This is a genomic window from Actinopolymorpha sp. NPDC004070, assembly GCF_040610475.1.
Classification (GTDB): domain Bacteria; phylum Actinomycetota; class Actinomycetes; order Propionibacteriales; family Actinopolymorphaceae; genus Actinopolymorpha.
Genome location: NZ_JBEXMJ010000020.1, coordinates 23700 through 34944 on the forward strand (window position 1 = coordinate 23700; position 11245 = coordinate 34944).

At 66.2% G+C, this 11245-nt stretch carries 8 protein-coding genes; 2 read left to right on the forward strand and 6 right to left on the reverse strand.

Going from position 1 to position 11245, the window contains the following annotated elements:
* The first annotated feature begins 343 nt into the window (after positions 1-343).
* Complete coding sequence (locus ABZV93_RS27270; RefSeq protein ID WP_354941517.1) at positions 344-1357, forward strand: LacI family DNA-binding transcriptional regulator; 1014 nt, start codon at positions 344-346, stop codon at positions 1355-1357.
* A gap of 190 nt (positions 1358-1547) precedes the next feature.
* Here ABZV93_RS27270 and ABZV93_RS27275 read toward each other — a convergent pair whose 3' ends face one another.
* From ABZV93_RS27275 to ABZV93_RS27300, 6 genes are all read right to left on the reverse strand, one after another.
* A complete protein-coding gene (locus tag ABZV93_RS27275; protein WP_354941519.1) occupies positions 1548-2459 on the reverse strand; it encodes a helix-turn-helix transcriptional regulator in 912 nt (303 codons plus the stop codon).
* A 279-nt stretch (positions 2460-2738) separates the two neighbouring features.
* Complete coding sequence (locus ABZV93_RS27280; RefSeq protein ID WP_354941521.1) at positions 2739-6716, reverse strand: metallophosphoesterase; 3978 nt, start codon at positions 6714-6716, stop codon at positions 2739-2741.
* Positions 6717-7115: 399 nt separating this feature from the next.
* A complete protein-coding gene (locus ABZV93_RS27285) occupies positions 7116-7319 on the reverse strand; it encodes a cytochrome P450 (protein ID WP_354941581.1) in 204 nt (67 codons plus the stop codon).
* On the reverse strand, positions 7307-7501 hold the full coding sequence (locus ABZV93_RS27290; RefSeq protein ID WP_354941523.1) for a hypothetical protein: 195 nt from the start codon (positions 7499-7501) through the stop codon (positions 7307-7309). The genes ABZV93_RS27285 and ABZV93_RS27290 overlap by 13 nt, the downstream gene beginning before the upstream one ends.
* 251 nt (positions 7502-7752) lie before the next feature.
* Positions 7753-8100 (reverse strand): nuclear transport factor 2 family protein, encoded by a 348-nt coding sequence (locus ABZV93_RS27295; RefSeq protein ID WP_354941525.1) that lies wholly within the window; start codon positions 8098-8100, stop codon positions 7753-7755.
* A 68-nt stretch (positions 8101-8168) separates the two neighbouring features.
* Complete coding sequence (locus tag ABZV93_RS27300) at positions 8169-9464, reverse strand: cytochrome P450 (RefSeq protein ID WP_354941527.1); 1296 nt, start codon at positions 9462-9464, stop codon at positions 8169-8171.
* A 503-nt stretch (positions 9465-9967) separates the two neighbouring features.
* Between ABZV93_RS27300 and ABZV93_RS27305 the strand changes: the two genes are divergently transcribed.
* Positions 9968-11143 (forward strand): MFS transporter, encoded by a 1176-nt coding sequence (locus ABZV93_RS27305; RefSeq protein ID WP_354941583.1) that lies wholly within the window; start codon positions 9968-9970, stop codon positions 11141-11143.
* Positions 11144-11245: the final 102 nt, after the last annotated feature.

The following is an 11245-nucleotide window of genomic DNA, read 5'->3' on the forward strand; positions in this document are numbered from 1 at the left end:
AGCCGGCAACGAACATCCGTTATGGCGAAGATGATCACGGTGGCAGGACACCATCAGTGCACCGGGGACCGCGACGCCACCGTCTCGGGCGTCATCGCGGTCCCCCTGGCACATCCAGCGGTCACTGCCGCCAGCCCGACCGCAGCCGTGTCAGTCACGCACCGACGTCACCTCATCGCAGTCCTCCCCGGCTTGGAGAGCGTTGTCCACCGTAGGACAGACTTATGCGTCTACGCGCGTCCTCGCGTTGGCATCGATCATGGAATCGTGCTTGTGGGCTGGCGTTTGGCCTGGTGAGTGGCGATGACATCGGTGTCACAACCCGCTTGGAGAAGGAGTGAAGATGACCGGACGGCCGACGATTCACGATGTCGCACGCCATGCCGGCGTCGCGGTCAAGACTGTCTCCCGGGTATTGAACAGCGAGCGGGCCGTGAGCGAGTCGACACGGGCACGCGTGCAGGCCTCAATCCGAGCATTGGACTATCGACCGAACTCGGCTGCGCGGGTGCTTCGCAAGCACGTCACTCGGTCGATCGGTTATGTGTGCGAGGACATCTCCGAGCCGGTCCAGGCACGCTTGGCACGGGCGATCGAACGGGTGGCCAGCCAGCACGAGTCGACGCTGACGGTCTCGCTCACCCACCACGATCCCGGTCTTGAACAAGACGTCATCGAGTCGCTGTTGTCCCGCCAGGTCGACGGCCTCGTGCTGTGGCCGACCGGTGTCGGCAGCCGATTTCTGCAACGCCTGTCCAGCACTGTTCCCGTGGTCTGTGTGGATCGTCCGATCGACGGCGTCGAAACCGACACGGTGTTCTGCGACAATCGGCGCGGCGTAGGGGACCTGGTCGACTTCCTGGTCCGGCGTGGCCACCGGCGGATCGGCTTCGTTGGCGACCCAGCCGACCTGTTCACCCAACAGGAACGCTTCGAGGCATACCGCACCGCCCTTGCCCGCCACGATCTCAAGGACGACCCACGCATCGTCTTTCGCCAGGATCAGGACGTCGACCAACTGCGAAAGCAACTGCACTACTGGCGGTCCTCGCCGGCACCGCCGACCGCGCTCGTCGCGGCGAGTTCACTGTCGGCCACCACGCTTGTTCGGGCGTTGCCGCCGGCAGATCCGATTGAAATCGCCGGGTTCGACGACTTCCCACTCGCCGATGTGATCCGCAGCGGCATCACCGTCGTGATGCAGGACATCGAAGAGATCGGCCGCGCCGCCGCGGAAACGCTCTTCCGCCGGCTCTCCGGCCACAACGCCGGTTTCACTCACACCCGAGTTTCCTCGACCCTGATAGACCGAAGTGGCGAAGCTGGCACCTCGTCACCCAACCCTGGTGGCAGATAAGCACAGGCCACCTGGCTCTCCTCATGGGCTGGGCTATGCGCTATGTGGCTGACTGTATCCGTGCGGTTGCGTGTGACCGCAGTCAAAGCATGAGACCACTGACGACGGTGACCAAGGGACCAACTCGCGCCATGGAAACGGGCGAAACGGACACCGACCTCCGCGTCCTCAGCAGCCGGCGGGTGGCGTATCAAGGAGCGCCGGCAATGCTGAGACTGCCGATGCCCGGACGCCACGCCACGAATCGCTGGCCGGCCACGTCGCGGACGAGTGGGTGATCCGTCGGTTGAGGGGTTACGGCTACCTGTCGTGGACGTTCCCTCGCCAGAACCAGACCGAGATCGCGGGCAACGAGCACCGCCTTGAGGCGGTCCCGAACGCCGAGTTTGCGATAGAGATGGTCCAAGTGGACATGCACCGTCCGCGGGGAGATCGCCAGTCGTCGGGCGATCGCCTCCGCGGTGAGCCCCTCGGCCAGCAACTGCAGGACAGCGAGTTGGCGACCGGTCAGCCCGACAGACATCGCGGTCGGGGATACGTCGGGCTGCCCTGCGGCACATTCGTCGAGAACATTGGCCTGGCGAGCCAGCAGGCACAGCAAGGGCTGAATTCTACGCGCCAGACTGACGTCATCGTCCGAGAAGTCCGGGCCGGACTTCGCTATCACGAAGGTGCGGTAGGTCGCTGCCCGCGAGATTCGGTAAGGAATCGAGATTTGCTGCTCGAAGTCATCATCCAGCAGTTCCGCGCGGAGAAACGAAAGAACTCGTCTGCTCTCCGCGTTCTGCGGCACCCGTCCGATCGACGTCGCCGAGAGGTCCTGTGTCACGGCGAACCAATTGATCAGCGGATGCCGGGTCATTATCCCGGCCCACACGCCCATCGCATCCGGACGAGGCCAGCCCGGAACAGGCTCGTTCAGGTGGAAGCCGTAGCTCCCGTCACCGTCGCGCCACTGCCAAGTGGAGAGGGCGCACCCGAAGGAGGTGTGGAAGGTCTCAAGGAGCAGGTCCACCGGGAAACCGGTTGAAGGAGAGGCCAGCGAATCACCGATCACGTCGACCCACGGCCTGAACCGTCGCTCAAGGCTGGTTCCCGTCATCGCATCACCACGGCGCTGTAGCTGTATCGAATGCTTCCTCAGCGAGGAGATGTGGCAACCAGGTTAGCTTCTCGCGGCACGGAAAAGATCGAGATTGGCATCCTCGGCCCCTGGCATCGGTGCGCTACCCCGCTCGAGTGCCGGCTCCGTCCGGGCTGATCGCGTAGCTGTCGCCGGGGACACTTGAGGGAGTGTCCTACGGACCGGGCAGGTGAGGCCGCGCGCAGCGGCAGAGGAATGCCGCTGCGCGCGGGCCTTACACCGTGGGTCGGGCCTCTGTCATCGTTCGGGTGGCGGGGTCTTGGACTGCTCTGGGAAGTAGGGGAAGAGCGGAGTATCGGGCCCCCATGGTCCGGGGCCGCCATTGGCGTCGGCCGTGACGAAGACGCTCGGTGGGGACGCGGTGATGCCGCCGCTGGTCGAGCGCGCCGTCACGATCCAGGCGTACGGGGTGGCTGGAATGAGTTTCGTCCAGGTCACCGAGGCCACCTCACCGGAGGGCACCGTCGTCTGCCCGATCAGTTGCGTCGGCGTGTAGAGCGCCAGTACATCGGACTTGAACGTGGTGGTCCGGCTGTTCAGGTCGATCGGAAGCACCATGTTGTCCTCGTGGCCGTCGTAGCGGAGGCCGGGGTCGAACTCGGTGGCGCCGAAGTCGTCCAGGAACGGCGAGTAGGTGCTCACCTTCAACTCACTGCGGGCCACGTCGATCTGGAGCAACCGCAGGAAGCTCGCGCCGAAGTTGAGCGGGGTGGTCGGGCTGTAGCCGCCGATCTCGGTGAGACCGACCCGGTCTGCCGTCACGCTGTAGGACTGGTAGTCGGCCATCAACTCCACGACGCCGTTGCCGACCACCTGGCCCACCTGGGGCTTGACGTTGGTGCCGACTCCATGGATGTGGCCGGCGAGGATGAGGAACACGTTGGGGTTGGGCTGAACGATCTGCTTGAAGAGCGACGAGCCGTCGGGGTCTGCGAACTGTGCGGTGCGCCCGTCACGTTGGATGCTCGCGTTCAGGTAGTCGTGGGACAGCAGGATCCCGTTGCGGTCCGGGTACCGCTTGAAGATCGAGTCGGCCCACCTGGCCTCCTCCTTGCTGATGCCGTACGACAGAGCGACGACCACGAAGTCACGACCGCCCGCGGAGAACAGGTCGTAGTGGTTCTCGTTGTCGCCGTCGCGCCAGGGGCCGCCGTACGCACCGTTCTTCCAGTTCTGGCTCGCTGCTGCATACCGGGCGGGGCCGTAGTACTGGTTGTAGGTGGCGTTGGGGCCGGTCTCGTGGCCGTACCAGTTGTCGTGGTTGCCCGCGAGCACGCCGTTCGGGACGCCCGAGTCGTCAAGGATCTTCTGCTGGCGACTGGAAAGCTCGAACTCGCGAATGGCCTGCTGCTGCTTCTCGGGCGTGGTTGGCTGGGCGAGGTTGTTGTTGGTGATGTCGCCGGTGTTCGCGACATAGGCGATCTTCCGCGCCGCGGCGTTGTCCCGGATCCAACGGGGGATGTCGCCGTACGCCTTTTCCCACACCGCACGCTCGGCCACGGGGTGCTCCGGCAGTGTGGCGCCTTCTGACAGGAACTGGGTGTCACTCATGTGGACGATGGCGAAGTCGTAGTCCGCTGGATCCTTGAAACGGTCCTCCGCTCCGGGATCGATGTCGTCCGCGAACGGGTCCTCGCCGGTGATCATGACGTGCACCCTTTGAACGTCGATGTACCGGTTGGTGACGGTGGCGGTCAGCACGGTGTTGCCCTTGAGAGCACCACGGCTGCCGGCGAGCGGGTCCCATGTGTTCGTCTGGGTGTTCCACGCCCACAGTCTCGCCAGGCGCTCCGGGTCGATGACGCCCTCCCACCGCAGCACGGGAGCGTCGACGTGACCCTGGATCGGGATGTCGAACCGTTGGAACGTGACGCCGCCTGCGGTGGGGGCGTCGATCGTGGCGTCGTCGCCGGGCGCCAGAGCTCTGGTGTCGCCGATGTTTTGTTCACCGGGAACGCGCAGAGTGGTCGGGACGGTGTCGCTTTCCCCCTGCCAGCCCACGCTTGCATTGAGAATCTTCGCCTGGGAGAACGTCGCTGTGACCGCGCCGCCGTCCGGCTCGGAGACCTTTGCCGACAGCTTCACCGTGCGGGGCTGGCCGGTCGCGCCCGACGCTGGAGAGATCTCGGTCGGGACGTCGGGAATGGCGGCGGAGGTGAAGACGACCTCGCGCGTCGCCTTGTTGCCCAGCGAGTCGCTCGCGGTCACCGCAAGGGTGTGGTTGCCGGCGGACAGCCCCGGTCCGACGAGTTCGCCGAGCTGGATGGGGTCGCCGTCCAGCGTGACGTCCGGGCCGGAGCGGACCGAGGAGGGGTCCTGTACCTGGACGTTGAGCGGGAGCGACGAAATGATCCGCTGGCCCGCTCCAGGTGTGCTCGCCGCAACGACCGGGGCGGTGTTGTCCGTCACCAGCAGCCGAGTGGCGACCTGGCCGGTAGCTGAGGTGGCGGCGATGGTGTGGTTTCCGTCCGCGAGTCTGGTGGTGTCGACGTCGGCTCGGAGGCCGCCGGCCGGCCCGTCGATGAGGAAGTTGAGGTCGATCTCTGCCAGCAGGTTGCGGTTGGAGCCGCAGTTGCCGTCACCCATGTTGTACGTCTGCTTGATCATCTGGCCGGTGGCGGTGCCGTGGGCCACCGTGAGCGAGATGGCCGAGATCGCGAAGTCGTCCCGGTTGCAGCCGGTCGCCGGCGTGCCGGTGACGACGTCGATGGTGTTCATCCCGGGGGTGAGCCACTCGTTGGGGATCGGCAGGTCGACGCGCTCGTTGACGAAGTCGCCGCCGATCAGCCTCTCCATGCCGTTGACACGCACCGTGTTGAGGTACATGTCGTCGATCGAGTTCGACCCCACGGTGAAGGTGAGCGTCGCGTCACCGGAGCCGAGGGTCCTCTCGACGTACACCGCAGGCGCGTCGATGGTGTAGCGCAGTTCGGCCTCGCGGAGCAGCGCCGTGTTGGAGCCGCAGTTGCCGTCGCCCATCGCATAAGTTCCCGCGATGTCGTGGCCGGTGATCGTGGCGCCGTCAAGGGACAGCTGCAGGTTGGCGATGGTGAAATCGTCGCGGTTGATGCCACAGGTGGCGTTGATGTCGCCGGTGACGACCTTGATCAGGTTGTCGCCTGGTACGAGCCAGCGCGCCGGTATCGCGGCGCGGACGCGGGTGCTGACCCAGTCACCGCCCAGGTCGATGCGCTTGCCGTTGACCAGCAGGAAGTTGTCCGACCTGTCCTCGATCGAGTTGGACCCCACGTCGAAGCTCAACGTGGCGGTGCCGCTGCCAAGCGTGGGTGAGGTCGGTGGATTCTTGCCGTCGACCGTCAGTGAGGCCACGTCGCCGGCGCCGCCAGCGGGAAGCGACGCGAACACGGGCTGCGTGCCGTTGGTCAGGGTGCCGTCCACCGGGTCCACGTTAGGCGCGCCGCTGGGGGCGTTGTTGACCGTGACGGTGTGCGTGACCTTTCCACCGGCCGAGGTCGTCGCGGTGATGGCGTGCTTCCCGTTGCCGACCGATGTGGAGTCCCATTCCGCCGCAAGACCGGTCGTACGCCCTGGGTCGCCGGAAACGGTGAAGGTCAGTTCCGCACGGAGGAGCTTGCCCGCCTGGGAACCGCAGTTGCCGTCACCGAAGTCGAAGGTGAACTCGTTGTTGTCACCATTGGCGGTCTCGCCCAACAGTTCGAGCGCGAAGTCAGACATCACGAAGTCGTCGTAGTTGGCATCGCAGTCGGCGTTCGCGGCGGCACCGACGACGATCTCGACGACGTTGTCACCGGTGACGAGGTACTCGTTGGGGACCTCGAGGTCGGCTCGCTCCGTCACCCAGGTCTGCGGCTGGTCGATCCGATGACCGTTGACCGTGAAGTAGTTGCCGAAGGCGATGTCCACCGAGTTGGTGCCGACGTCGAAGAGCAGGTGCGAGACACCTACGGTCGGGTCCGCGTCGAGCTCACGACCATCCACGGTCAGGCTCACCACATCCTCGTCGGCGACCGTCGGCGTCGCCGCCACTGTCCGGGTGCCGGCCAGGAACGAACCGTCGACTGGACTGAGTTCGGGCGGGGATCCCGGCGCCGGGTCCGTAAGCTCAGCCGACTGCCGGACGTCCGAAGCGCCGGCAGGCTGCAGGCCTCCCAGCACACTCGTGCCCGACCAGCCTGCTTGCGGCAGCGTCAACAAACCCGCGGCGGCGAACACTACGACGGCGGTCCTCCGCACGGACCTCCTGGCTCGTCGCCGGCTCCACGCGACACGCATCCCTGTGGGCTTCATCAGCGCGCCGTCCCTTCTCAACCGTTACGGCGACGGCGCGTCCGCTTCACATCCCTCGTGGCGCAGCCAGGGCGGATCAGTGGATCAACCACCTTGGGTGAGCCGGGACGTACACAGAACAGTTCAGGACACGCCGACTTTGCTCTTTCTAAATACTCGCGAGCAGTTCAGGCGTCCAGACAGGAAGCGGCGACGATACGACGGTCGCAGCCCTAGGCCGGCGCCATCCGACCGTGGCTGCGAGGGTGTCCCTTCGTGTCAACTGTGAGATCTACGTACGGCGGGCTGGGCCGGCCAATTCATGTCGCCACGAGTCGATGGCAACCGCCGCGGATCCCACGCGCGCTACACGGCAGACGCCACCTCCCCCTCCAGCCGGGCCAGTGGGGCGCCCATGCAGTAGTGGACGCCGTGCCCGAACCCCAGGTGTCCGCTCCTGCGACGAGTGATGTCCAGCTGTCCGGCGTCGGGGAACCGGCGCTCGTCGTGGTTGGCCGAGGCCAGCGCCACAAGCAAGGTTTCACCCCGCGGGATCTCTACGTCACCGATTCGTACGGGCTCGGCGGTGAACCGCGCAAGCGTGGTGTTGAGCGGCCCGTCGTAAACGCGAACGTCTCGATCAGGTCGATCGGCTTGCCGTCCCTACCACGCGTGGCCATGCCGTCCAGCAACTCTTCGGTGATCGCCTCGATCCGCGGCCTGAGGGCCTCGACCCGGCGGGAGGTGAACACCTTGTTGACCACCCTCCTCCCGCAGTACGGCGTAGACCGCCTGCGGATCCTGGAAGAAGCCGGCGTCCAGCACCAACGGCGGCATCCTGCCCGCCCCAGCCGCCGCTGTGGCGGGCTCGGTGGCCGACGATCCGCTCACCCCTACGTCCGCCATCTGACTCCCCCTCGTGTGCCCGGACCGTGGCCCGTCCCGACGCGCGCTCGCTGGCGCCTGCACGTTCTCGAATACCAGCAGCGTTCCTCCTAACGCATCAGGTCTTGGGCGTTAGCGTGCAGGAGATCGTCTGGTGTTGGATGCGCCCTGCGTTGAAGACGAAGGTGTCGACACCGTCGGAAATGGAGTTCAGCGTCGAATCGGCTCTCCAGTGGAGAAGGAGGAGGTTGTCGGCGAACACAGCGGACACCGCTTCAAGGGAGAGCTGTGGAAGGGCGTTCACCAACCCCTCGAACAGCTCTCGGATCGCGGTTCGCCCGCGGTATTCACCGGTCGCCGTCAGCACCAGGGCACCATGGGCGTAGTCGGATACCAGGGTGTCAAGGTCGCCGGCCGACAGCGCGGCTACATGTCGTTGAAAGGTCTCCTGTGGCGTCTGCTCCATTGCGATAAGCCTCTCTGCTCAGGCGAAGACGGTCGTACGGGAAGCTGTCAGGAGCGGTACGGACGCGGTCAGAACAGCCGTACGGGAAGGCGTTCCACGGCGTGGAACACGATGCTCTGCCGCCAGTGCACCTCATCGGGCTCGATCGCCAGCGACAGCTGGGGAAAGCGCTCGAGGATCCGGTGGAAGGCGATCTCGCCCTCCAGTCGGGCCAGTGGTGCGCCCACGCAATAGTGGATGCCGTGGCCGAAGCCGAGGTGTCCGCTGCCGCGGCGGGTGATGTCGAGCCGCCCTGCGTGGGGAAATCGGCTTTCGTCGTGGTTGGCCGAGGCAAGCGAAACCATGACGATCTGGCCGCGCGGGACCTCCACCCCGCCCAGTCGGACCGGTTCGGAGGTGAACCGCGTGGTGGCCAGGTTGAGCGGTCCGTCGTAGCGCAGGAACTCCTCGACCGCGCCGCCCACCAGGGACGGGTCTGCACGCAGCCGGTCGAGCTGGCCGGGGTTGCGCAGTAGGGCGAGGATGCCGTTGCCGATCAGGTTGACGGTCGTCTCGTGCCCGGCGAGCAGGAGCAGAAACGCCATCGCGATCAGTTCGTACTCGTCCAGCCGATCGTTGTCGTCGCGCGCCTGCACCAGGGCGGTCAGCAGGTCCTCACCGGGCTGGGCACGCTTGGCAGCGACCAGCTCGCGGAGGTAGCCGGCAATGGCGGCCGACATGGTGCGTTCCACGTCATCGGTCAGGTCGTCAGCGGTGATCACGGTGCACCAGGAGCGGAAGTCGTCGCGGTCGCTCGGGGGAACGCCGAGCAGTTCGCAGATCACGGTCATCGGCAAAGGGCCCGCCAACGCGTCGATGAGGTCGACCGGCTCACCGTGCGCGCCACGCGCAGCCATCGCGTCCAGCAGTTCCTCGGTGATCGCCTCGATCCGGGGACGCAGCGCCTCCACCCGGCGGGAGGTGAACGCCTTGTTGACCAGCGTGCGCAGCCGGGTATGGTCGGGCGGATCCGAGCTCAGCATGTGTGCCAGCAGCCCTTCGTCGTCGCCCAGCTTGAACCCACCGATCTGTTCGGGATCCAGGTACTGAGCGACCGCCACACGGTCGTTCTTGAGCAGACGAGGATCAGCGAGCGCGGCACGGGCCTCGTCGTACCTGGTCACGATCCAGGCCTCCCCCCAGCCGAGGGGAAAGACGACCTTCCGGACCGGGCCCTCCTCCCGCAGTACGGAGTAGACCGCCTCCGGATCCTGGAAGAAGCCGGTATCCAACAGCAGCGGCACACTGGTCCCGGGGTTCGCTCCGGTGCCTGCTCCCCTGGGAGGTTCGGTGGCCGATGGTCCGGTCCTCTCTGCAGCTGTCATGTAAGTCCCCTCATATGCCCGGTCATCATCCCCCTGCCCGGTGGCCCGGGCGACTGCCGAGCCCCCTCAGGATGAGCGTCTCAACCCCCGCCGTCCAGCTAAGTCGACGCCGCGTCGGCATGCTGCTTGAGGGAGTCGGCGTTCGGAGTGCTCGGACAGCGTTCCTCACCCGGCCGACAACGAGCAGGATCCTGATGCGGCAGATGGTGGGTCGGGTCCTGCGCGGGGAGGTCCCCGATGACCCGTCAGCACACGCCAGACCCCGACGCCCGGCGTGGTGTTGACACGCTCATTCTTGTCGACTGGACCAATGACGAGTACGCGCCGGAGTTCTACCGTGGAGCGTGTCGTTGAGGGCGTGCCGGTCCGGTTCGGGCCGGAGACCAGGGACTCTTGGGAGACTCTCCTCTGAGCACGCGCCCTTGGTCGCGAGTATGGGATGACGGCGCCGCTTCACGGGGGAACGCTGCATGGGCTTGCTCAGAACCAATCCAAGCTTCGCGATGCTGTGTGTGGCCCGCACAGTGTCGTTCGCGGGCGGCTCACTGGCCCACATGGCGTTGGTGTTGTACGTGGCCAGCCGTGGCGGTGGAGGACCCGCGGTCGCCACGCTGTTGATCGTCTCCGACTTCTCCCCGAGCGTCCTTGCACCAGTACTGGGCTCGATCGGCGACCGGTTGGATCGCCGCCGCCTGATGCTCGCCACACAGATACTGCAGGCAGGCACGGTCCTGACGATCGCCGCATGGCTGCCCAGCCTGCCTGTTCTGCTCCTCCTTGTTGCTGTGAACGCCAACCTGGCGAGGGCATTCGAGCCGGCCTCGTCCAGTGCTGTCCCGCAGCTGGTGGCCGAGGTCGACCTGGTTCGCGCCAACTCCATGATCGGCTTCGGCAGCTACGGACTCTCACTCGTCGGTCCCCTCGGTGCCGCCGCTCTCACGCCACTCGTCGGCCTGCGCGGAGTCCTGCTTCTGAACGCCGGAACCTTCCTCATCTCGGCCGCCCTGCTGTGGCGCCTCCCGCCCCTCGCCCCGCCCCAGCCAGCTCAGGTTCCACACGCGCCGACACATCGACCAGCGCTGTGGCGCGACACCATGTCAGGCCTGCGCTACGTCTGGACCGACCGAACCGTCCGCGCGACCGTGATCGGCTTCAGCCTGCTGGTGGCCTGCACCGGCCTGGACGACATCGCATTGGTCTTCCTGGCCAAGAACACATTCCACGCCGGCAACTCCATGGCAAGCCTCCTCTACGCCGGAGCCGACTTCGGAATGCTGCTCGGATTCCTCGCCCTCACCCGAGTCACCCGAGTGGCAGCGGCACCCTACTTCGTCGCCGGCATGGCGATCAGCAGCCTCGGCAACCTGCTCACCGGAGTGTCCTGGGCAGTGCTACCGGCAATCGCCTGTCAGATGGTGCGCGGCATCGGAATCGCGTCGCTGGAAACCGGGAGCCACACGCTCCTGCAGCGCAGCGTCCCCACTGCCATGCAGGCACGTGTCTTCGCCAACCTGTCCACCGCCATCGGCTTCGCCGCCGGCGTCTCCTACCTCGGCGGCGGCATCGCACTCGTATCGACCTCACCCGGCATCGTCCTGTTCGCAGCCGGTGCCGCAGGACTCCTGGTCACGATCGGCACCGCCGCAGCCCTCGCTCGTGCTACACGCATTACTAGATGACCGACGGCTGCAGCCGGGAGACGGCCGGACCTCCATCGCACAAAACCGCAGGCGACCGAGCATGCCGCACACAGCACGGGCGCCACGTCACCGTCCGTGGTG

Coding starts and splice junctions, on each gene's coding strand:
- ABZV93_RS27270 (WP_354941517.1), top strand. CDS start 344: ATGACCGGACGGCCGACGATTCACGATGTCGCACGCCATGCCGGCGTC.
- ABZV93_RS27275 (WP_354941519.1), bottom strand. CDS start 2,459: ATGACGGGAACCAGCCTTGAGCGACGGTTCAGGCCGTGGGTCGACGTG.
- ABZV93_RS27295 (WP_354941525.1), bottom strand. CDS start 8,100: ATGGAGCAGACGCCACAGGAGACCTTTCAACGACATGTAGCCGCGCTG.
- ABZV93_RS27300 (WP_354941527.1), bottom strand. CDS start 9,464: ATGACAGCTGCAGAGAGGACCGGACCATCGGCCACCGAACCTCCCAGG.
- ABZV93_RS27305 (WP_354941583.1), top strand. CDS start 9,968: ATGCTGTGTGTGGCCCGCACAGTGTCGTTCGCGGGCGGCTCACTGGCC.